This is a genomic window from Gulosibacter sp. 10, from assembly GCF_900163695.1.
Lineage (GTDB): Bacteria > Actinomycetota > Actinomycetes > Actinomycetales > Microbacteriaceae > Gulosibacter.
Window position 1 is genome coordinate 38692 of the sequence record NZ_FUIC01000012.1, and the last position, 20322, is coordinate 59013.

The 20322-nt window shown below is 69.9% G+C and carries 21 protein-coding genes; 10 read left to right on the forward strand and 11 right to left on the reverse strand.

Features of this window, described 5'->3' with window-relative positions; translation table 11 throughout:
- Positions 1-22: 22 nt before the first annotated feature.
- Positions 23-1813, forward strand: a complete 1791-nt coding sequence (locus tag FM112_RS04725) for an AMP-binding protein (protein WP_087004258.1) — start codon at positions 23-25, stop codon at positions 1811-1813.
- 70 nt (positions 1814-1883) lie between these two features.
- Here FM112_RS04725 and FM112_RS04730 read toward each other — a convergent pair whose 3' ends face one another.
- Entirely contained in the window at positions 1884-2480 is a 597-nt protein-coding gene (locus tag FM112_RS04730) for a superoxide dismutase (protein ID WP_087004261.1), read from the reverse strand.
- Between the two features lie 197 nt (positions 2481-2677).
- On the opposite strand from FM112_RS04730, the gene FM112_RS04735 reads away from it, so the two are divergent.
- Positions 2678-2848, forward strand: a complete 171-nt coding sequence (locus FM112_RS04735) for a DUF3117 domain-containing protein (protein WP_087004264.1) — start codon at positions 2678-2680, stop codon at positions 2846-2848.
- A 99-nt stretch (positions 2849-2947) separates the two neighbouring features.
- Here the strand turns inward: FM112_RS04735 and FM112_RS04740 are convergent, their stop codons facing one another.
- Positions 2948-3580, reverse strand: a complete 633-nt coding sequence (locus FM112_RS04740) for an O-methyltransferase (protein ID WP_087004267.1) — start codon at positions 3578-3580, stop codon at positions 2948-2950.
- 23 nt (positions 3581-3603) lie between these two features.
- Here FM112_RS04740 and FM112_RS04745 point away from each other — a divergent pair, with 23 nt between their 5' ends.
- Positions 3604-4062, forward strand: coding sequence for a twin-arginine translocase TatA/TatE family subunit (locus tag FM112_RS04745; protein ID WP_087004270.1), 459 nt, complete (start codon positions 3604-3606; stop codon positions 4060-4062).
- A 45-nt stretch (positions 4063-4107) separates the two neighbouring features.
- Here the strand turns inward: FM112_RS04745 and FM112_RS04750 are convergent, their stop codons facing one another.
- From FM112_RS04750 to FM112_RS04760, 3 genes are read right to left on the reverse strand one after another with little or no spacing between them, the layout of a single operon-like run.
- Complete coding sequence (locus tag FM112_RS04750) at positions 4108-5232, reverse strand: P-loop NTPase (protein ID WP_176386669.1); 1125 nt, start codon at positions 5230-5232, stop codon at positions 4108-4110.
- Complete coding sequence (locus FM112_RS04755; RefSeq protein WP_254910380.1) at positions 5216-5833, reverse strand: DUF1003 domain-containing protein; 618 nt, start codon at positions 5831-5833, stop codon at positions 5216-5218. Before FM112_RS04755 ends, FM112_RS04750 begins: the two co-directional genes overlap by 17 nt.
- Positions 5826-7136 carry a CBS domain-containing protein gene (locus FM112_RS04760; protein ID WP_254910381.1) on the reverse strand — a complete coding sequence of 437 codons (1311 nt, stop codon included), beginning with the start codon at positions 7134-7136 and terminating at the stop codon, positions 5826-5828. Before FM112_RS04760 ends, FM112_RS04755 begins: the two co-directional genes overlap by 8 nt.
- A gap of 58 nt (positions 7137-7194) precedes the next feature.
- On the opposite strand from FM112_RS04760, the gene FM112_RS04765 reads away from it, so the two are divergent.
- The 3 genes from FM112_RS04765 (at position 7195) to FM112_RS04775 (ending at position 9513) form a co-directional block, all read left to right on the forward strand.
- Positions 7195-8034: a general stress protein gene (locus tag FM112_RS04765; protein WP_087004281.1), complete on the forward strand. Its 840-nt coding sequence runs from the start codon at positions 7195-7197 to the stop codon at positions 8032-8034.
- A 124-nt stretch (positions 8035-8158) separates the two neighbouring features.
- Positions 8159-8485, forward strand: a complete 327-nt coding sequence (locus FM112_RS04770) for a PadR family transcriptional regulator (RefSeq protein WP_087004284.1) — start codon at positions 8159-8161, stop codon at positions 8483-8485.
- Between the two features lie 35 nt (positions 8486-8520).
- On the forward strand, positions 8521-9513 hold the full coding sequence (locus FM112_RS04775; protein WP_087004287.1) for a permease prefix domain 1-containing protein: 993 nt from the start codon (positions 8521-8523) through the stop codon (positions 9511-9513).
- On the opposite strand, the gene FM112_RS04780 is transcribed toward FM112_RS04775, so the two are convergent.
- Positions 9510-10877, reverse strand: coding sequence for an aminopeptidase P family protein (locus FM112_RS04780; RefSeq protein ID WP_087004290.1), 1368 nt, complete (start codon positions 10875-10877; stop codon positions 9510-9512). The two genes, FM112_RS04775 and FM112_RS04780, sit on opposite strands and share 4 nt — an antisense overlap.
- 70 nt (positions 10878-10947) lie before the next feature.
- Positions 10948-11988 carry an endonuclease/exonuclease/phosphatase family protein gene (locus FM112_RS04785; protein WP_087004293.1) on the reverse strand — a complete coding sequence of 347 codons (1041 nt, stop codon included), beginning with the start codon at positions 11986-11988 and terminating at the stop codon, positions 10948-10950.
- Positions 11989-12052: 64 nt separating this feature from the next.
- Here FM112_RS04785 and FM112_RS04790 point away from each other — a divergent pair, with 64 nt between their 5' ends.
- Positions 12053-12952: a PHP domain-containing protein gene (locus FM112_RS04790; RefSeq protein WP_087004296.1), complete on the forward strand. Its 900-nt coding sequence runs from the start codon at positions 12053-12055 to the stop codon at positions 12950-12952.
- Between the two features lie 138 nt (positions 12953-13090).
- Here FM112_RS04790 and FM112_RS04795 read toward each other — a convergent pair whose 3' ends face one another.
- A complete protein-coding gene (locus FM112_RS04795) occupies positions 13091-14635 on the reverse strand; it encodes a cation:dicarboxylate symporter family transporter (RefSeq protein WP_087004299.1) in 1545 nt (514 codons plus the stop codon).
- A 282-nt stretch (positions 14636-14917) separates the two neighbouring features.
- On the opposite strand from FM112_RS04795, the gene FM112_RS04800 reads away from it, so the two are divergent.
- Positions 14918-16450 (forward strand): NCS1 family nucleobase:cation symporter-1, encoded by a 1533-nt coding sequence (locus tag FM112_RS04800; protein ID WP_087004302.1) that lies wholly within the window; start codon positions 14918-14920, stop codon positions 16448-16450.
- Between the two features lie 15 nt (positions 16451-16465).
- A complete protein-coding gene (locus FM112_RS04805; protein WP_087004306.1) occupies positions 16466-17200 on the forward strand; it encodes an aspartate/glutamate racemase family protein in 735 nt (244 codons plus the stop codon).
- 151 nt (positions 17201-17351) lie between these two features.
- Here FM112_RS04805 and FM112_RS04810 read toward each other — a convergent pair whose 3' ends face one another.
- A complete protein-coding gene (locus FM112_RS04810; protein WP_087004309.1) occupies positions 17352-18812 on the reverse strand; it encodes a DEAD/DEAH box helicase in 1461 nt (486 codons plus the stop codon).
- 179 nt (positions 18813-18991) lie between these two features.
- Here FM112_RS04810 and FM112_RS04815 point away from each other — a divergent pair, with 179 nt between their 5' ends.
- On the forward strand, positions 18992-19654 hold the full coding sequence (locus FM112_RS04815; RefSeq protein ID WP_176386670.1) for a ferritin-like fold-containing protein: 663 nt from the start codon (positions 18992-18994) through the stop codon (positions 19652-19654).
- 79 nt (positions 19655-19733) lie between these two features.
- On the opposite strand, the gene FM112_RS04820 is transcribed toward FM112_RS04815, so the two are convergent.
- Both FM112_RS04820 and FM112_RS04825 read right to left on the reverse strand, forming a co-directional pair.
- A complete protein-coding gene (locus FM112_RS04820; RefSeq protein WP_087004315.1) occupies positions 19734-20060 on the reverse strand; it encodes a hypothetical protein in 327 nt (108 codons plus the stop codon).
- Between the two features lie 2 nt (positions 20061-20062).
- Positions 20063-20281 carry a DUF3107 domain-containing protein gene (locus FM112_RS04825; RefSeq protein WP_087004318.1) on the reverse strand — a complete coding sequence of 73 codons (219 nt, stop codon included), beginning with the start codon at positions 20279-20281 and terminating at the stop codon, positions 20063-20065.
- Positions 20282-20322 lie beyond the last annotated feature (41 nt).

Below are 20322 nucleotides of genomic sequence, written 5' to 3' on the forward strand. Positions count from 1 at the left end.
CCGTCGGTGGTTCAATGGCTCGATGAACACTACCGAGAACGCCATCGACGGCACCGCCGCCTTCCGCGCGGCGCGCGACCGGCTCCTCGAGCTGCAGGGCAGCCCCGGGCGAGCCCGCGAGGAGTTCGAGTGGCCCGACGTCGGCCCGTCCTTCAACTGGGCCCTGGACTGGTTCGACGTCGAGGCGCTGGACAACCGCCGCTGCGTCCTGCGCGTCGTCGAGGACGACGAGGCGGACGAGCAGTACTCCTTCGACGAGCTCCGCCGCCGCTCCAACCGGGTGGGCAACTGGCTCATCGAGCTGGGGGTGCGCCCGGGCGACACCGTGATGCTCATGCTCGCGAACCGGGTGGAGCTGTGGGAGTCGATGCTCGCGCTGCTGAAGATCGGCGCGGTCATGCTGCCCACCGCGATCGTGCTCGGCGCGGCCGAGCTCGAGGACCGCGTGCGGCGCGCCGAGGTGCGCTGGGTCATCACGGACGAGGCCGACGCCGAGAAGTTCGACGCCTTCGAGGGCGACTTCGGGGTCATCGCCGTCGGCGGGGCCCGCGGGGCGGAGCGGGTCGCCATCGGCCTCCGCAACGAGAGGGACCTCGACCGTCCGCGCATCGACTACGGCGCCGCCGCCGAAGCCTCGGACGCCCCCGTCGAGCGGCGCGCTGGCGGCGACGACCCCGCGCTCGTCTACTTCACCTCGGGGACGACCTCGAGGCCGAAGATGGTGCTGCACTCGCACCGCTCGTACCCCGTGGGGCACCTCACGACGATGTTCTGGATCGGCGTGCGGCCCGGCGACACCCACATGGTGATCTCCTCGCCGGGCTGGGCGAAGCACGCGTGGAGCGCGTTCTTCGCGCCGTGGCACGCCGGCGCCACCATCTTCGTCTACAACTACCTGCGGTTCGACGCGGCGAGGCTCGTCGAGCAGCTCGACCGCGCCGAGGTGTCCTCGTTCTGCGCGCCGCCCACCGTGTGGCGGATGCTCATCCAGCACGGCGCCTCGAGCAGGCCGCGCGCGCTGCGCGAGCTGCTCTCGGCGGGCGAGCCGCTCAACCCCGAGGTGATCGGCCGCATCCGCGAGTGGTGGGGGCTCGAGATCCGCGACGGCTACGGCCAGACCGAGACCACGGCGACGCTGGCGAACGCGCCGGGGGAGTCGGTGCAGCCCGGCTCGATGGGACGCCCGCTGCCCGGCGTGCCCGTCTGCCTGGTGGATCAGCGCACGGGGGAGCGGATCCCCGACGACCGGGCCCGGGCCGAGGGCGAGCTCTGCATCGACCTGGCCGGCGGCGGCCCGATCAACGTGATGCGCGGCTACTTCGGGAACGAGGAGGCCACGCGCGAGCGCACCGCCGGAGGGGTCTTCCACACCGGGGACGTCGCGCAGCGCGACCCCTCGGGGCGCTACACCTTCGTGGGGCGCGTGGACGACATCTTCAAGTCGAGCGACTACAAGGTCTCCCCGTTCGAGGTCGAGTCGGCGCTCATCGAGCACCCCGCCGTGGCCGAGGCCGCCGTCGTGGGCGCGCCGGACGAGACGCGGCTGAACATCACGAAGGCCTACGTGCAGCTGGCCGCGGGATGGGCGGAGGACGAGCGATCGGCATTCGAGGTGCTGCTGCACGCGCGGAAGGCGCTGCCGCCATACATGCGCGTGCGGCGGGTCGAGTTCTACGAGCTGCCGAAGACCACCTCCGGCAAGATCCGCCGCGTGGACCTGCGCGACCGGGAGCAGCAGTTCGCCCGCCGCGGCGAGCGCATCCCCAACGAGTGGCGCGAGGAGGACTTCCCGGCGCTGAAGACCCGCGTCTAGACGCATCCGCGGAAACGGGAGCGGGGCGGCGCCGACCGGAGTCGGCGCCGCCCCGCGGCCCGTTCGCGCGCTACGCCTTGGCGGCGTCGATGCGCTCGGCGACGTTCGCCCAGTTCACGATGTTCCAGAACGCGTTGACGTAGTCCGCCTTGACGTTGACGTAGTCGAGGTAGAACGCGTGCTCCCACATGTCGAGCATGAGCAGCGGGGTCACGCCGAAGGGCACGTTGCCCTGCTGGTCGTAGAGCTGGAAGGTCGAGACGTTGCCGGTCGCGTTGTCGCGGCCGAGCACCGCCCAGCCCGAGCCCTGGATGCCGAGGGCCGCCGCCGAGAACTGCTTCTTGAAGTTCTCGAGGCCGCCGAACTCGCCGTCCAGGAGGTCCTTGGCCGACCCGGCCGGGTCCGCGTAGTCCGGGGTGAGGTTGGTCCAGAAGATCGAGTGGTTGTTGACGCCGCCGACGTTGAACGCGAGGTCCTTCTCGAGCTTGTTGATGTTCGCGAAGTCGCCCTTGTCGCGGGCCTCGGCGAGCTGCTCGAGCGCGGTGTTGGCGCCCTTCACGTAGGTCGCGTGGTGCTTGTCGTGGTGCAGCTCCATGATGCGACCCGAGATGTGGGGCTCGAGCGCCGCGTAGTCGTAGGGGAGGTCGGGAAGAGTGAACTCAGCCATTGTGTTCCTTTCGTGAAGTTTTCGGTGCCGTACAGGACGATACCGCCACCACCGGAGGACAACCCTAACGGCGGCTCGACTATTCCGCTCCGTGTCGTTCCGTGTCATCCGGAAGGCGGCTTTTCCGCCCGAATCTGGGAGGACCGCCCGAGGGGTGAGATAATGGGAAAGTTCGCACTACACAGGAGGCAGAGTAAATGGCTGCAATGAAGCCGCGCACCGGCGACGGACCCATGGAGGCGGTTCGCGAGGGACGCCTGATCATCGTCCGCGTCCCCCTCGAGGGCGGAGGTCGCCTCGTCGTCTCGGTCAACGACGAAGAGGCGAAGGATCTCGCCGAGGCGCTGAGCGGCGCCATCAGCAAATAGATCCGGTCGATCCGCTGCGGGTACCCCATCCGGGGCACCCGCAGTGCATGTTTTCCGGGGTCCGTGTTCGACGCGGAACGGTGCCGCGGGCGTCGGCCGCTACTGCGGCAGGGAGGTGACCTGCAGCAGCCCGCCGTCGAGCGGGATCACGGAGCTCGTGAGATCCGGCTGCCGCTGGAACTCGCGGATCAGGAGCCGCAGGGAGGCGGTGACCGGATCGCGGCGCGCGGGATCGGCCACCCGCCCGTGGTTGAGCGCGTTGAGCACGAGGATGCTGCCGCCGGGGCGCACGACCCGCAGGCCGTGCTGCAGGTGCGCGGCGACGTGCTCGAGGGGGCCGGTGACGAGGACGAGGTCGTAGGTGCCCTCGCTCATGCGGGGCAGCACGACGTGCGGGTTGCCGGTGATGCAGCGCACTCGCGACGGCGCGTGGCCCGAGGCCAGCAGCGCGCGGCGAGTCTGGGCGAGGTGCTCCGGCTCGTGATCGATGCACGTGATCACCGCCTCCGGCGCGCCGCGGCGCAGCCAGGTCGTGGTGAGCCCGCCCGTCGAGCCGATCTCGATGATGCGCTCCGCGTGCGTGGCGCCCGCCATGAACGCGAGATGCGCCCCGAGCGCGCGCGAGATCGTGGGCAGGCCGAGTTCGAGGGCATACCGGCGCGCGGCCTGCTGCGCCACGGGCTCGACGATCTGCTCGTCGATGAAGCGCATGCTCAACTCGAATTCGGACATTGCATCAGGCTACCCTTAACCGCATGGGCGGCCTGACCTTCGAGAAACTCCTGCTGATCGGGATCATCGCCGTGTTCATCTTCGGCCCGGACCGCCTTCCCAAGCTCGCCGAACAGCTCGCGCAGCTCATCAAACGGGTGCGCAGCTGGACGGACACGGCGAAGACCCGCGTCTCCGAGGAGCTCGGCGAGGACTTCACCGACGAGGACTGGCGGCGGCTCGATCCGCGGCAGTACGATCCGCGCCGGATCATCCGCGACGCCTGGAACGACGTCGACGCCCCGGCCGCGGTCCCTCCCGCGGCGAGGACCGCTGCGGCCGGCTCCGGAGCCGTGGCCGCGACGGCGGCCGGCGCGAGCGCGGGCGCAGCGGGCGGCGCGAGCGCGGCGGCGGGCGCGGCCAGCGCGCCGAGCTGGGCCGCGACGGGCGGCACCGCGACACTCGAGCCGGGCCGGGCGCCGTTCGACGACGAGGCGACGTAGGCGCGGAGCCGCAGCTGAAGGCCGACGACTCCTGTTCTCGGCGGTTCAGTCGTCGATGCTGAGGCCCAGCGGCCTGCCGGCGAGGCCGCGGGGGCGGCGGGCCAGGGCGCGCGCCGCGTCGCGGAGCGCGACGGCGGCCGGGTCCTCGGGATGCGCCAGCACTACCGGCGTCCCGGCGTCGCCGTCCGCGCGGAGGGCGCTCGAGATGGGCACCTGCGCGAGCAGGGGCACCTCGAAGCGCCGCGCCACCTCCTCGCCGCCGCCCGAGCCGAAGAGGTCGAGCACGGAGCCGTCCGGGCCGGCGGCGGGGGAGAGCGTCTCGACGACGCCGATCACGCGCTGCCCGGTCTTGCGGGCCACCGCGCCGGAGCGCCAGGCCACGTCGGCTGCGGCGGGCTGCGGCGTCGTGACCACGAGCACCTCGCCGTGGGGGAGGAGCTGGCCCAGCGAGATCGCGACATCGCCCGTGCCCGGCGGCAGGTCGAGCAGCAGCACGTCGAGGTCGCCGAAGTAGACGTCCCGGAGGAACTGCTCGAGCGTGCGGTGCAGCATCGGCCCGCGCCAGGCCACGATCTCGTCGGGGGAGCGGAGGAACATGCCGATCGACACGGCCTGCACCCCGTGCGCCTCGGGCGGGAGCATGAGCTCGCCGACCTGCGTGGGCTGCGCGCCCTCGGGCATGCCGAGCAGGCCGGGCACGGAGAACCCGAAGACGTCCGCGTCCACGACTCCCACGCGCAGCCCCTCGGCCGCCATGGCCGCGGCGAGGTTGACCGTGACCGTGGACTTGCCGACTCCGCCCTTCCCGCTCGTGACCGCGATGATCCGGGTGAGGGAGTCGGCGCCGAAGGGATGCTCCCTGCGGCGGGAGCCGCGCAGCCGCTCGGTGAGCCGCTGCCGCTGCTCGCGCGACATGACGCCGATCTCGAGCTCGTAGGGGGCGTCTCCGACGGCGCGCTCGATCGCGGCCCGGGCGTCGGCCTCGATGTCCCGGGCGCGCGGGCAGCCCACGATCGTGAGGCGGATCTCGACCCGGGCCGGGCCGTCGTCCGGCGCCTCCACGCGGCCGACCATGTCGAGCTCCGTGAGCGGGCGGTGCAGCTCCGGGTCGATCACCCGGCCGAGCTCGGCGCGGATGCGCGCGACGCGCTCGTCATTCACGGCGCTCACCGGTCCCGGCGGCCCCCTGCTCCTCCTCGCGCTCCTCGAGATCCTCGAGCAGCGACCGCAGCTCGGCGCGGATGAAGTCCTTCGAGGCCATGTCGTCGAGCCGCATCCGCATCGAGACGATCTCGCGGGTGAGGTACTCGAGGTCGGCCGTGTTGCGCTCCGCGCGCTGCCGGTCCTGCTCGATCTGCACGCGGTCGCGGTCGTCCTGACGGTTCTGCGCGAGCAGCAGCATCGGGGCGGCGTAGGAGGCCTGCAGCGACAGCGCGAGGGTCAGCGCGATGAAGCCGAGGTCGGCGGAGTCGAAGCGCCAGGATGCAGGCAGCAGCGAGTTCCACGCGATCCAGCCGCCGACGAAGAGCGTGAGCACGATGAGGAAGGCCGGGGTGCCCATCGCGCGCGCGACGGCCTCCATGACCCGCCCGAGCACATCGTGGTCCTCGCGCTCCTCCTCGCGCTGCTCCCGCTTGCGCTCGCGCCGCGATTTCCGGTCCTCGGATGAGCGCCCGCCGCGCTTGGCCTCCGCGCGCCTCGAGCGGCCGCGCTTCGGCTTCGCCGACTTCGGCACCGCCAGCAGCTCGTCGTCCTCGTTGATGTCAGCCACGCGCGACACCTCCGCCGTCGATCGTCGGGAGCGTGATGATGCCGGTCTCGGCGTGCTCCTCGCTGGGCACCGAGCGCCAGTCGTCCGGCAGGATGTGGTCGAGCACGTCGTCGACCGTGATGACGCCCACGAGCCGGTCCTCGTCGTCCACCACCGGCAGCACCACGAGGTCGTAGCGGGCGAGCGAGCGGACCACGTCGACGTCGGGCGTGGTCGTGTGCGCCGGCTCGATGCGCTTGTCGAGGATCGAGCCGACGCGCTCGTGGGGCGGATAGCGCAGGAGGCGCTGGAAGTGCACGAGCCCGAGATAGCGGCCGGTGGGCACCTCGTAGGGCGAGGCGGTGACGAACACGGCCGTCGCGAGCGCGGGGACCACTTCGCTGCGGCGGATGAGGACGAGCGCCTCGGCCACGGTGGCGTCGGGGGAGAGCACGATGGGGTCGGTGGTCATGAGCCCGCCGGCCGTGTCCGGCTCGAACTCGAGGAGCATCCGCAGGTCCTCGGCCTCCTCGGGCTCCATCAGGGCGAGGAGCGCCTCGGTCTTGCGGTGGTCGAGCTTGCCGACGAGGTCCGCGGCGTCGTCCGGCTGCATGTGGTCGAGCACGCTCGCGGCCCGCTGGTCCTCCAGGTGCTCGATGATGACGACCTGGTCGTCCTCGTACATCTCCTCGAGCACGGCCGCGAGGCGCACGTCCGGGAGCTCCTCGATGATGTCGAGGCGGCGCTCGAGGCTGAGGTCGAGCAGCGCGTCAGCGAGGTCGCTCGGGCCCATCTCCGAGTGCGCGGTGAGGAACTGGGTCGCGGGGGTGTCCTCCTCAGGGTCGAAGTCGAGGTCGAGCTCCTCCCATGTCGCGTACCGCGTCGGCGGCTTGCCGAACAGGCTCTTCGTCGTGCGCGGCAGGCGGACGAAGAGCTGGCTCACCGACCAGTTGCCGGCGTCGTCCTCCTCGATCGACACATCCTCGATCACGGCGCGGGCGCCCGTGTCGCGCAGCGTGCCCGAGCGGTCGAGCAGCTCGGAGAAGACGCGCACCTCCTCGCCGCGCTGCTCGAACGTGCGCTGGTCCACGTTCTGCCAGTTCACGATGAGCTGCGCCGAGCCGATGGCCGTGACGTGCTTCATCTTCACGAACACGAGGCGGCGCGTCGCGCCCACGAGCTCGACGAGCAGCCCGTTCACCCGGGGGGCATGCGTGGAGCGGTAGTTCACGATCACGTCGCGGAGCCTGCCCACCCGATCGCCGTCGGGATCGTAGACGGGCGTGTTCGCCAGCCGGGCGACGAAGACTTTTGAAGCGCTCACCCGACAATCGTATCCCCGGCTCAGCAAACTCCCCCGGTGAGGACGGAGAATGGAGCCCATGAGTGCTCCCCGCCCCCTGGGCCGTCTCGGCCTGCCCACGATCCCGGAAGGCGAGATCGTCGCATCCTTCCCCAGCTACGAGCAGGCGCGCGCCGCGGTGGACGCCCTCGTGCGCGAGGAGGGGTTCAGCGTCTCCTCGGTCTCGATCGTCGGCTCCGACCTGAAATCGGTCGAGCGGGTCACCGGGCGCATGAGCTACGGCCGCGCCGCGCTCGGCGGGCTGGCGAACGGCCTCATGATCGGCCTGTTCATGTCGCTCGCCTGGCTCGTGCTCGTCCCCTCAACGGACCTGCGGGCGCTGCTCGGGGTATTCATCATGGCGCTCGCCTTCGGCGTGATCTGGAACCTGCTCGCGTACTCCCTGAGCCGCCAGAAGAAGGAGTTCACCTCGATGATGCAGGTCACTGCCTCGCGCTTCGACGTGATCGTCCCGCGCGAGCTCGGGCAGCAGGTGCGGAGCATCCTCGAGCGCGGCGGGACACGGACGGTCTCGGGCCCGTACGCCGGCCACGACGGCGGCGCAGCCGCACCGGCGCCGTCCGCGCCGCCGATGCAGGGAGGCCTGCCGCCGGCCGCGGGAGGGCCCGCGCCGGGGAGCGGCGAGCCCGAGGCGCCGACGCAGCCGCCGCGCACCTACGGCGAGATGCAGGACGAGCTGCGGCGGCGCCGGCGTGAGGAGGCCGAGGCCTGCTCCGGTGGTCCCCGGACCGGAGCGGCGTCGACGAACCACGGCTCGCCGGACGGCCACGGCTCGCCGGAGAGCGGAGCGCCGGACCGCGGTTCGCCGGACCGTGGCTCGCTGGACGGCGGGGCGCCGGAGGACGACGCGCGGGGCTGACCGCCCACGAGGAGGGGCTCGCAGGAGGGATCCTGCGGGCCCCTTCGCCGTGCATCCCGACGACTACTTGATCACGCATACTGTGTGACGTAGAGTAATTACTACGTCAGACGAGGGAGTGGGGATGATCAGCGCCGAAGTGATCCGCGGCTACGTCGATCTGCTCGTCCTCGAGGCGCTGCTCGACGAGCCGTCCTACGGCTACGCGATCTCCCGCCGTATCGAGCGCATCGCGGAGGGCGAGTACGAGCTCAAGGAGACCACGCTCTACTCGGCCCTGCGCAGGCTCGAGAAGCAGGGCGCGATCGCCTCGTACCGGGGCGCGCAGAGCCAGGGAAGGCCGCGCACCTACTATCGGCTGACCGATTCGGGGCGAGCCCACTACCGCGATCGCTGCCGGGAATGGCAGCAGACCGTGGACCTCGTCCGTCGATTCGTGCGGGAGCGGTAGCCGCACGGCGCCGAACACACCCAGGGAGAGCGCTCATGGACGCCATCAGAAGCTATATCGACCACATGTTCCGCAGCCTTCCGGAGACCGAGGAGGTCCGGCAGGCCCGGCTGGAGCTGCAGCAGATCTGCGAGGACCGCTATCACGAGCTCCGAGGGGAGGGCGTGAGCGAGCACGAGGCGGTAGGCCGCGTGATCACGCAGTTCGGCGATCTCGACGAGGTCGCGGACGAGCTCGGCATCCGCTCGGCGATCGACGACCGGGGCGAGGAGGCCGAGGGGATCGAGCTCTCGCGCGAGGACGCCGAGCGGTTCCTCCGGTCCCGCCGCAGCGGCTCCCGGCTCATCGCGCTGGGGGTGTTCGTCATCCTGCTCGGCATCTCCGCCATGATCGCGGCCACGGAGGCGATCGGGCACGAGGGCGAGGAGCCGCCCGCGATCGCGCTCATCCTCTTGTTCATGCTCGTCGCCGGCGCGGTCGCGCTGTTCATCGTCGGCGGCATGTCGATCGGCCAGTTCCGGCGCTACGAGGACAGGGCGCTGCGGCTCGACCCCGCGACCGCGGAGCACTACCGCGCGCTCCGCGTCGCCGAGCAGGGCCGGTTCACGGCGTCGATCGCGACGGGCGTGGTGGTGATCATCCTCGGCATGGGCCTCGCCGCGATCGGCGGAGTGCTGCAGCAGGAGGGCGGCCCCGAGCCGGGCGGCTGGCTGCTCGCGTGCATGCCCGCGGTCGTGGGCATCGGCACGGGCGTGATCATCGTCGGCAGCATCCGCCGGGGATCGCTCGACCGCCTCACCTCGGAGGGCGACTGCCATCCCGAGCGCAGCCGTGCGAACCAGCTCATCTCCCGCATCGCCGGGCCCTACTGGCTGCTCGCGCTGCTCGTCTTCCTGGTCTGGGGGTTCATCGGCGAGGCGTGGGACCGCAGCTGGATGGTCTGGCCCATCGGCGGCGTGCTGTTCGCGGCGATCGCGATCACCATCGAGTCCTTCTGGGGCGATCGCGAGCGCCGGGGAGACCGCTAGCGCGTCGCGCGGACGCGGCGCATCCAGTCCTCGACCTCGTCGGCGGTGCGGGGGATGCCGATCGAGAGGTTCTCCGCGCCCTGCCCGGTGACGAGGATGTCGTCCTCGATGCGCACGCCGATGCCGCGCAGCTCCTCCGGCACGGTGAGGTCGTCGGGCTGGAAATAGAGTCCCGGCTCGATCGTGAAGACCATCCCGGAGCGGACCTCGCCGTCGAGGTACATCTCGCGGCGGGCCTGCGCGCAGTCGTGCACGTCGATGCCGAGGTGGTGGCTCGTGCCGTGCACCATGTAGCGGCGGTGCGGCTGGTTCTGCGGCTCGAGGGCCTGCTCGAGCGGCATCGGCAGCACGCCCCACTCGTCCAGGGTGACGGCGATCGACCGCAGCGCGGTGTCGTGCACGTCGCGGAAGGTGATGCCCGGCCGGACGATCGCGAAGGCCTCGTCGGCGGCCTTGCGGACTGCCTCGTAGACGCGGCGCTGCACGTCGGTGAAGGCGCCGTTCACGGGCAGGGTGCGCGTGATGTCGGCGGTGTAGTACGAGTCCACCTCCACGCCGGCGTCGACGAGGATGAGGTCTCCGGGCGCCACGGCGCCGTCGTTGTCGGTCCAGTGCAGGATGCAGGCGTGGGCGCCGGAGGCCGCGATCGTGCCGTAGCCGACGTCGTTGCCCTCGAGCCGCGCGCGGGCGTGGAAGGCGCCCTCGACGATGCGCTCGCCGCGGGGGTGCTCGGCGGCGCGGTCGAGCTCGCGGATGATGTCGTCGAAGCCGAGCTCGGTGGCCGCCACCGCGCGGCGCAGCTCGGCGATCTCCCAGTCGTCCTTGACCAGGCGCAGCTCGCTCAGCTCCTGGCCGAGCCGCGGGTGCTCGAGCTCGAGGTCGCCGCGCCGGCGCTCGAACTCCTCGATGCGGGCCGTCGCGATGTCGAGGGAGGCGCCCACCTCGGCGAGCGAGGGGCGCGGGCCCGTCCAGAACTCGCCGATCGCCGAGTTCGCGTAGAACTCGTCGGTGTCGCGGCCCGCGCCCTCGCGGAAGTACAGCGTGGCCTCGTGGCCGTCCGCCACCGGCTCGAACACGAGCACGGCGCCGGGCACGGTGTCCGAGCCCCAGCCGGTGAGGTAGGCGAACGCGGTGTCGGCGCGGTAGGGGTAGTCGGTGTCGTTCGAGCGCACCTTCGGGGCGCCCGCGGCGATGACGATCCGCTCGCCCGGGTGCATCGCCGAGAGCGCCGCGCGACGCGCTGCCGCGTAGGGCGCGACGTCGCGCACCACCGGCTCGGGCCGCTGCGGCATCGCCCACCCCGAGGTGATGAAGTCGCGGAAGGTGTCGGATGCGGGGGTCGTCGAACGGTTGCTGTCACTCATCCGGTCATTGTCCCACGAACCCCGGCGAGCGCCAGGACGCGGGCAGCGGCCGGCGGCGCCCCGGCGGAGGTCAGCCCGCGGGGGAGAGCTCGGCGAAGATCGGTCGGTGATCCGACCCCGAGCGGTCCTCGCGGCGGATGAGCTCGTAGCCCGTGGTCTGCCACTGGGGCGTGGACATCACGTGGTCGATCGCGGGGACGAGCAGCGGGTGCTTGCCGCTCGTCCAGGTGCCCGCCGAGGCCGCGCCCGCGTCCTGCGCCGAGTCCGAGCAGTCGCCGAAGACGGCGCCCTCGACCTCGTCGTTCTCGAGCCCCGCCAGGTGGTCGAGCGTCGCGTTGAAGTCGCCGGCGATGATCGTGTTGCCGTCGCACATCGTCGAGAGCCACTCCAGGTCGCTGCGCCAGTTGTCCATCTGCTCCGGCACGGGCGCGATCGGGTGCGCGGCGACGAGCCGGGGGCCCGAGCCGTCGACCGGCTCGGCGACCACGGTCGCGAGCGCCGAGGTGTCGCCGTACTCGGTGTGCACCTGGTACTCGCCGAGGTCCGCGGAGACGAGCAGCGTGGTCTCGGCGGCCCGGTAGCCCGGGGCGCCGGTGTTCGCGAACACCGCCATGGGGCGGCCCTGCTCGGCGAGGATGCCCGCGATCTCGTAGCCCATGTCGCCCGTGGTCTCGGGCAGCATCACCACGTCGGCGTCGTAGTCGAGCACGAGCTGGGCGATGGTGGGGGAGCCGGGCTCGTTGCCGAGGGTGTTCCAGGCGAGGACCCGGATGGCCTCATCGGCGCCGGTGGCCTCCTGCGACATCGAGATGCCGCGCTGGAGGTAGTTGAACCCGCCGGCGGCCAGGAGCACGGCGAGTACGATGGCCGTGGTGCCGAAGAGCGCGCGCGTCGGCCTCGAGACGAGCACGAGGATGAGCGCGATCACGAGCGCCCCGGCGATGCCGAGCAGCATCACCAGGCGGAAGGAGATGGCCTGGCTGACGAGCAGGCTGCGCTGCAGGCCGAACAGCTGGGGCCAGACGAGCGCCGCGCCGACGGCGAGGACGGCGAGGCCGAAGATGACGCCGAAGACGGCCCAGGCTGGGGAGATGCGTTTGCGTGCTGGCATGACCGCACCACTGTAGCCCGCCGCGGTGGGAAGTCCGGGAACGGCTCGCGCCTAGGATTGAGCAATGGCCATCCGAGGGTTTGACGAGTCGCTGCCGATCGATCTGCACACGCATTCGAGCGTGTCCGACGGCACGGAGCCGCCTGGCGCGGTCATCCGCGCCGCCGCGGCGGCCGGGCTCGGCACCGTCGCCCTCACGGACCACGACTCCTGCGCGGGATGGGCCGAGGCCGCCGCGGCCGCCCGGGAGGCGGGCATCTCCTTCATCCCGGGAGTCGAGTTCTCGACCCAGATCGATCGGGCCTCGGTGCACGTGCTGGGCTATCTCGTGGACCCGGCGGACGCCGACCTGCTGGCCTCGATGACCGAGGTGCGGGAGAGCCGGCTCACCCGCGCGGAGCGCATGGTCGAGCGCATCGGCGCGGACTACCCGCTGACCTGGCAGGACGTGCTCGACGAATCGGAGCCGGACGCCACGATCGGCCGGCCGCACATCGCGGACGCGCTCGTCCGGCGCGGGATCGTCGGCGATCGCACGGAGGCCTTCGAGGGGATCCTGCACTGGCGCGGCGGCTACTACCAGCCGCACCGGGCGCCGAGCCCCGTCGAGGCGATCGGCCTCATCCGCGCCGCGGGCGGCGTGGCCGTGCTCGCGCACCCCGCGAGCCGGGGCAAGGCCGCGCTGCGGCCGGGATGGATGCGGCGGCTGGTGGACGCCGGGCTGCAGGGGCTCGAGATCGATCACCGCGAGAACGACGAGGTCAGCCGCGGGCTGCTCCACGAGTACGCGCGGAAGCTCGATCTGCTCGTCACCGGCTCGAGCGACTACCACGGCACGGGCAAGCCCAACCGGCTCGGCGAGCACACGACGGCCCCCGAGCAGCTGCGGCGGATCCTCGAGCTGGGCACCGGGTCCCGGCCCGAGCTCGCAGTCGCGGATGACTCGGGGCAGCAGCAGCGCTGACCCGGGACGGGGGCCCGCCCCGCACGTGCAGCAAGCCGGTCGACGGAGCGGCTACGCGGGCCATCGAGGAGGAAGGCCCGCGTAGCGCCTGTGCTCTGCCGACGCGGCAGTGGCATTCCGCCGCTGCACCGGCGGGGCTTATCGGTCCTCGTCGGAAGGACGCGCTTCTTTCCTGCGCGGTGCACGGTCCTGCCCAGAGGGATCTTCGGCGTCGACCGTGCGGATGCCTCGGGTCTCTTCACCCACCATGCGGATTTCCGGGAAATGATGCTCGTCAGGGCCGCCCGCGAACTTGGGCAGCGGAGGCTTGCCCTCCGCCCGACGCTTCTCGTTCACCTTCGCGTATTGGTCCTCTACGCCGAGCATGATCGCGGAGTCCTCATTGGTGACGCCGCCCGCGAAGGCGATTTTCATAGCCTTCGGATTGAACTGCTTCTCCCATTTCGCGACGACGAAGGTGGCGACGCAGTTGCCGAGCAGATTGACGCATACCCGCATGGAGTCCATGATCCTGTCCGCACCGAGCAGCAGGGCCACGCCTGCCACGGGGAAGATGCCGAGGGCGGCGGCCGTCGCCGAGAGCGCGAGGAAGCTCGACCCGGGAACTCCGGCCATCCCCTTCGAAGTGAGCAGCAGGACGCCGAGGGCCGCGAGCTGCTGGCCGAGGCCGAGCTCTACTCCGAACGCCTGGGAGAGGAAGAGCAGCGCGATCGACAGATAGATGGCGGCGCCGTCGAGATTGAACGAATACCCGGTGGGAATGACCAGACCGGTGGTGGCGCGCGAGCATCCCGCGTTGGTCAGCTTGGTCATGATTCGGGGCATGACGGCCTCGGTGGAGGCCGTGCCCAGGGCGATCAGGAGCTCATCCTTGATGTACTTGATGAAGCTCCAGAGATTCACTCCTGCGAAGAACCACGCGACGAGGAACAGCAGCCCGATGAACACGATGCCGGCCCCGTAGCAGGCGAGGATCAGCAGCCCGAAGGTGCCCAGGGTCTCGATGCCGTACTGGCCGATGATGAAGCCCATTGCGCCGAATGCGCCGATGGGCGCCACTCGCATGATCCAGGCCATGATCTTGAAGACGATTTCCAGGATCAGTTCGAAGAGGCTCAGCACAGGTGCGCACCGTTTCGGGCCGATCACGATCACGGCGGCCCCGAAGAACACTGCGAAGAAGAGCACTTGGAGCAGGATGTTGTCTGCGAACGCCCCTACTGCGCTCTCGGGTATCACTCCCAAGAGGAATTCGGACGTGGACTGCGGCTCTCCCGTGGCCTCCTCGAGTGCCGAGGTATCGAGGGTGTTCGGGTCCACGTCCATCCCTCGACCCGGCTGGACGAGATTCGCGACGATCAGGCCGAATACGAGGGCGAACGTGGTTGCGGCGGTGAAATAGACGAGTGCTTTCACCCCTACGCGCCCGACCGATTTCACATCTCCCACTGCTGCGATGCCGGTGACGATGACCAGGAAGATCAGCGGGGCGATGATCATCTTGATGAGTCGTATGAAGCCGTCGCCTAATGGCTTGAGCTCTGCGCCGATTTCCGGAAGGAAATGTCCCAGGGATATTCCGAGTACGACTGCCACGGCCAAGTGGAAGAACAGCGATTTGTAGAAGGGCTGGCGTTTGGGCTTGACGGTGATGCTACTCGTCTCCGGCGACGGTGCCTTCATGATTCTCCTAGCCTCATCGTTGAGCTCTAGTTATTCGAGTTTTGACGCAGTGCGTTCGCACCGCTGGTTCAGCATGCTAGGCAGGGCAAGAAGATTCCGCAAGGGAGAAGCTGAATTCCGCTATGCGGAATCTATGGATCATCGAGGGCTTGACACGCTTCGGTGCTTGTGATCTAGTTCGTTTCAGTTACCGGAATCACGATTCCATGATGCGGAATCAAGGTCGATCGACGGCTCGGTGCCGGTGCGGACAACGACGTCATCAGCAAGCAAAGGAGCTTCATGTCGGAACAGGACTATGTCCACGTGCCGAGCCGAGCCTCGCAGGGACTGCACGATCCGGCCCCCTCCGGGGTGTTCGCCGTCAACGCGGGCATCAGCCCGCGCCTGTACAACCGAGACCTCGCTCCCACGACCCGAACGGGGCGCACCTGGAGCGCGTACAGCATCTTCACGCTGTGGGCGAATGACGCCCACAGCCTCGGCAACTACGTGTGGGCCATCGGCCTCTTCTCGCTCGGGATGAGCGGGGGAGCCATCCTCGGAGCACTCGCCTTCGGGGCGCTGTTCCTGTTCATCCTCCTCACGCTCTCCGGATACATGGGAGAGAAGACGGGAGTGCCATTTCCGGTGATGAGCCGCATCTCGTTCGGCGTCTTCGGGGCTCAGATCCCCGCGCTCCTGCGAGGAGTGGTGGCGATCGCATGGTTCGGCATTCAGACCTATCTGGCCTCGCAAGTGCTCCAGGTCGTGCTCATCGCCGTCCTCCCCGCTCTCGAATCATGGCAGGAAGGCGCATTCCTCGGACTTTCGGCATTGGGCTGGGTGAGCTTCATGGCCCTCTGGCTTCTGCAGACGGTGATCGTCAGCTACGGCATGGAGATGATCCGGAAGTATGAGGCCTTCGCAGGCCCGGTCATCCTGTTCACCTTCGTAGCGCTCGCGGCCTGGGTGCTGTTCCAGGCGGAATTCAAGATCGCGTGGTCGAACGGCGACGCCGTGACGGGAGGCGAGATGTGGATCAAGATGCTCGGCGCCGCATCGGCCTGGGTGGCGATCTACGGCACGTTCGTACTCAACTTCTGCGACTTCACACGCGGCGCGAAGTCTCGTAGATCGATCGTGCTCGGCAACTTCTGGGGAATCCCCATCAATATGCTTTTCTTCGGGTTCATCGTCATCGTGCTGGCCGGCGGATCCTTCACGATCAACGGAGAGGCGATCACCTCGCCGGCCGATGTGGTCGCGGCGATCCCCAACACGCTGCTTCTCGTGCTGGCCTCCTTCGCGTTGATCGTCCTGACGATCGCGGTGAATCTGATGGCGAATTTCGTCGCCCCGACGTACGCGCTGACGAACCTCTTCCCGAGGCATCTGAATTTCCGGAAATCCGCAATCATCTCCGCCGTGATCGGTGTGCTCATCCTCCCTTGGAACATGTACGACTCGCCGGTCGTGGTGGGCATCTTCCTGAACGGCCTGGGTGCCCTGCTCGGCCCGCTATTCGGCATCATCATGATCGACTACTGGCTCATCAAGAAGCAGCGCATCAACGTGCTGGACCTCTACGTCGATGCGCCTTCGGGCGATTACTACTACCGGAACGGGTTCAACCCCCGTGCCGTGGCCGCGCTGGTGATATCCGGTGCGTTGGCGCTGACCATCACCTTCGTGCCGCTGTTCCAGGTGGTCAGCTCGTTCTCATGGTTTATCGCCGCTGCGCTGGGCGCCTTGACCTATGCGCTCGTCGCCGACCGTCGAGGTCCATTCGTAAGCGTCGACGGCGAAGAAATCGCCGCAACCCCTACGCACTGAATCGAGGAATCAACCATGCGTATCTTGGTAGTGAACGTCAATACGACGGAGAGCATGACCGAGGCCATCGCCGCCGCGGCGAAGGAAGTCGCATCGAGCGCGACTGAAATCATCGGCATCACCCCGCGCTTCGGAGCGGAATCGTGCGAGGGCAATTTCGAGAGCTACCTCGCCGCAATCGCGGTCATGGATGCAGTGGCGCGGTATGAGGGCGAATTCGATGCGATCATCCAGGCGGGTTATGGCGAGCACGGGCGGGAGGGGCTCCAAGAGCTCTTCGACGTTCCCGTCATCGACATCACCGAGGCCGCGGCATCGACCGCGGCATATCTCGGGCGGACGTACTCCGTGGTGACGACGTTGGACCGGACGGTACCGCTGATCGAGGATCGCCTGCTGCTTGCGGGTCTCGACCGCAGGTGCGTGTCAGTGCGGTCCTCGGGGCTCGGGGTGCTGGAACTCGAATCCGATCCGGAGCGAGCGGTCGAGGCGATCGTCGCGGAAGCGGAGCGGGCGGTGCTGCAGGACCGCGCCGAAGTGATCATACTCGGCTGCGGAGGGATGGCCGAGCTGAAAGATCGGGTGGTCGCACGCTGCGGAGTCCCCGTTGTAGACGGAGTCCAGGCTGCCGTCGCCGTTGCCGAAGGGCTGGTTTCGCTCGGCCTGTCCACTTCGAAAGCGCGAACGTATGCGAAACCGCGAGAGAAACGAGTGACGGGGTTCCCAGTGGACCGGCCGGCGTCATCATGAATCTGCTCGTCCAGTGGACGACTGCAGGGAAGACGCGCATTTCCGCTCGTCCACCATCCCGGGGACGCACCGCGAGGCAGTAGCGGTGGGGCCCGCCGTGACGCGCGCCGGGCGGGCAGCGCCGCCCGGCGCGTCACGGCCTGACGCGGGGCTACTCGGCCGACGCGGTTCCGGCGTCCCCGCCCGAACCCGAACCCGCCCCGCGGCGCCGACGGCGGCGGCGCTTGCGGGGAGTCCCCTCCGCCGCCGGCCGCGCCTCGTCGGACCGCTGCTCCGGCGCATCCTGCCGCGAGCCGGAGTGCTCCTGGCCGCCGGATTCGCCCTGGCCGCCGGAGCGGCCCGAGCCGCCGCGGCGGGAGCGGGAGCGGCTGCGCGAGGACCCCTGGCCGGCTTCCTTGGGCGGGGCGTCCTTCCCGCGGGTGGTGGCGCCGGGGAGCCGGCCCTTGGTGCCCTCGGGGATGTCGAGCTCCTCGAAGAGGTGCGGCGAGGAGGAGTAGGTCTCGACCGGCTCGCCGGCGGGCAGCTCGAGCGCCTTCGCGATGAGCGCCCAGCGGTGCTGGTCGTTCCAGTCCATGAGGGTCACGGCGATGCCGGTGTTTCCCGCTCGGCCCGTGCGGCCCACGCGGTGCAGGTAGGTCTTCTCGTCCTCCGGGATCGTGTGGTTGATCACGTGGGTGACGTCGTCCACGTCGATGCCGCGCGCGGCGACGTCGGTGGCGATGAGCACGTCGCGCTTGCCCTCGCGGAACTGCGACATCGAGCGCTCGCGCTGGCCCTGATCCATGTCGCCGTGCACGGCGGCGGCCGAGAAGCCGCGGTCGCGCAGCTCCTCGAGAAGCTTGGCGGCGGCGCGCTTGGTCCGCATGAAGACCACGGTCTTGCCGCGGCCGCGGGCCTGCAGGATGCGCGCGATGATCTCGTCCTTGTCGAGCGGGTGCGCGCGGTAGACGTGATGCTTGATGTTCGCCTGCAGCACGCCCTCGTCCGGGTCGCTCACGCGGATGTGCACCGGCGAGGACATGAACCGGCGGGCCAGCGTGAGGATGGGGCCGGGCATGGTCGCCGAGAAGAGCATCGTGTGGCGCACCTCGGGCACGGCCGCGAAGATGCGCTCGATGTCGGGGAGGAAGCCGAGGTCGAGCATCCGGTCGGCCTCGTCGAGCACGATCTCCGAGACGTTCTTCAGCGAGAGCACCCGCTGGTTCATGAGGTCGAGCAGCCGCCCCGGCGTGCCGACGATGACCTGCGCGCCCTGCTTGATCTGCTCGATCTGCTCGTCGTAGGCCTTGCCGCCGTAGATGGGCACGACGGTGGTGCCGCGGCGCGAGGCGGCGAGCTTGAGGTCCTCGTGCACCTGCGCGGCGAGCTCGCGGGTCGGGGTCACGACGAGCGCGCGCACGCCGGGCTCGGGGTCCGCGCCGAGCCGCTGGAGCAGCGGCAGACCGAAGCCGAGGGTCTTGCCGGTTCCGGTCTTGGCCTGGCCGATGATGTCCTGGCCCCGGAGCGCCAGCGGGATCGTCTCGGCCTGGATGGGGAAGGCCTGCTCGATGCCCTTGTCTGCGAGCACCTCGACGATGTCGGAATCGATGCCGAGTTCTGCGAAACTAACCAAAAAATCGCCCTAACAATACGGGAGTGGATCGGCGCCCGTCTGCCCGGGGCGCACCGTGCCTTCTGCGGCACCGTATGCAAGGGTATCGCGACCTCGCCGGGCGCGTCCCCGATCCCGCCGGAACGGCGCCCGTCGCGCACTCTGCCGACGGGCACGGGGCACTCAGTAGGATGGCCACTGTGACCAGCAATGCAGAGACCAGCCCCGCAGAGCTCTACGCCGCTCTCGTCCCCTCGGCCGAACGACTGCGTCGCTTCGCGGCGCGCGTGCTCGTGAGCCTGCACGCCGAAGTCGTCGTGCTGCGCGAGAAGTACGCCTCCTCGCCCGTCGCGGGCACGATCGGCGCCGCCGCCGAGCGGTTCGGCCGGTACGCGGAGACGGCGCGGCAGGCGGTCCAGGAGGGACCGGAGCGCGAGCTCGACTCGCTCATCGCCGACCTCCGGGGGCGCACCGGCGGGAGGACGCACCACGAGCAGCTGCTCTCGGTGCACCTCAACGCCGCCATCGTCGAGGACGCGCTCCGCCATCTCGCCGCGGGGCACGGCGAGGACGCCGCGGCCGCGGTCGAACCGCTGCTCGGCTGGCAGGAGGGGCACGATCTGCTCCGGGACGCGCTCAAGGCGCTCTTCGAGATCGACAACCGGCTCGACGACCGGCTCGCGATGTGGGGCCGCCGGATCGCGGGAGACCAGGCGGTCTGGGCGCGACGCATCGTGGGCGTCGAGCCGGGGCGGCACGCCGACGAGGTCCGCGAGGGCGCGGACGAGATCGTGGAGCCCTACGTCGCCGAGCTGTTCGCGCAGCACTCGCGCCGGATGAACGCGCTCGAGCTGGCGGCCTGAGCGCCGGGCGGCCGCCGCGCCGCCGGAACGGGACGAGCCGGCACCCGAGGGTGCCGGCTCGTCGTCGCTCGAGGGCGCGTCAGAACGCCGAGGGCCCGGCGTGGCTCAGCCGGTCGAGCAGGTCGCCGTCGCTCGCGGCGCGGGAGCGCGGCAGCGCGATCGCCATCGCGAAGGCCACGATCGCCACGATCGCCACGAGCAGCGCCCAGATCGCCCCGCGGTCGTAGGCGAGCCACGAGAAGCTCGGGATCGTGAGCAGCCAGGTCGCCCCGGCCCAGTAGGCGAGGGCGACGGCGGCCGCCGTCCCGGGGATGAGCGCGAAGCCCACCGTGTGCCGGGGGCGGGCGACGAGCTGCGCCGCCACGCCGATGGCGAGGCCGAAGATGCCGGCGAACAGGATCTCCATGGTCAGGCCACGAACCCGATGCGCCGCTGCGTCTCCTCGCCGATCTCGAGGAAGGTGATCTTCTCCGCGTTCACGAGGAACACGCGCTCGCGGTCGTCGACGAACCGCGCCACGCCGGACTTGAACGCGTCGGTGAGGAGCGTTTCGATCTCGGCGGCCGACTGGTTGCTCTCGAAGGTGATCTCCCGAGCGGAGTGCTCGATGCCGATACGGATTTCCACAGGTGCGCCTTTCGCTGGGGTCTGGGACAGACACCAGGATA

What these genes read in the sequence shown, in the direction of transcription:
- FM112_RS04800 (WP_087004302.1), top strand. Translation starts at nt 14,918, where the DNA reads ATGTCGGAACAGGACTATGTCCACGTGCCGAGCCGAGCCTCGCAGGGA.
- FM112_RS04820 (WP_087004315.1), bottom strand. Translation starts at nt 20,060, where the DNA reads ATGGAGATCCTGTTCGCCGGCATCTTCGGCCTCGCCATCGGCGTGGCG.
- FM112_RS04805 (WP_087004306.1), top strand. Translation starts at nt 16,466, where the DNA reads ATGCGTATCTTGGTAGTGAACGTCAATACGACGGAGAGCATGACCGAG.
- FM112_RS04795 (WP_087004299.1), bottom strand. Translation starts at nt 14,635, where the DNA reads ATGAAGGCACCGTCGCCGGAGACGAGTAGCATCACCGTCAAGCCCAAA.
- FM112_RS04790 (WP_087004296.1), top strand. Translation starts at nt 12,053, where the DNA reads ATGGCCATCCGAGGGTTTGACGAGTCGCTGCCGATCGATCTGCACACG.
- FM112_RS04780 (WP_087004290.1), bottom strand. Translation starts at nt 10,877, where the DNA reads ATGAGTGACAGCAACCGTTCGACGACCCCCGCATCCGACACCTTCCGC.
- FM112_RS04735 (WP_087004264.1), top strand. Translation starts at nt 2,678, where the DNA reads ATGGCTGCAATGAAGCCGCGCACCGGCGACGGACCCATGGAGGCGGTT.
- FM112_RS04770 (WP_087004284.1), top strand. Translation starts at nt 8,159, where the DNA reads ATGATCAGCGCCGAAGTGATCCGCGGCTACGTCGATCTGCTCGTCCTC.
- FM112_RS04740 (WP_087004267.1), bottom strand. Translation starts at nt 3,580, where the DNA reads ATGTCCGAATTCGAGTTGAGCATGCGCTTCATCGACGAGCAGATCGTC.
- FM112_RS04775 (WP_087004287.1), top strand. Translation starts at nt 8,521, where the DNA reads ATGGACGCCATCAGAAGCTATATCGACCACATGTTCCGCAGCCTTCCG.
- FM112_RS04745 (WP_087004270.1), top strand. Translation starts at nt 3,604, where the DNA reads ATGGGCGGCCTGACCTTCGAGAAACTCCTGCTGATCGGGATCATCGCC.
- FM112_RS04730 (WP_087004261.1), bottom strand. Translation starts at nt 2,480, where the DNA reads ATGGCTGAGTTCACTCTTCCCGACCTCCCCTACGACTACGCGGCGCTC.
- FM112_RS04765 (WP_087004281.1), top strand. Translation starts at nt 7,195, where the DNA reads ATGAGTGCTCCCCGCCCCCTGGGCCGTCTCGGCCTGCCCACGATCCCG.
- FM112_RS04785 (WP_087004293.1), bottom strand. Translation starts at nt 11,988, where the DNA reads ATGCCAGCACGCAAACGCATCTCCCCAGCCTGGGCCGTCTTCGGCGTC.
- FM112_RS04725 (WP_087004258.1), top strand. Translation starts at nt 23, where the DNA reads ATGAACACTACCGAGAACGCCATCGACGGCACCGCCGCCTTCCGCGCG.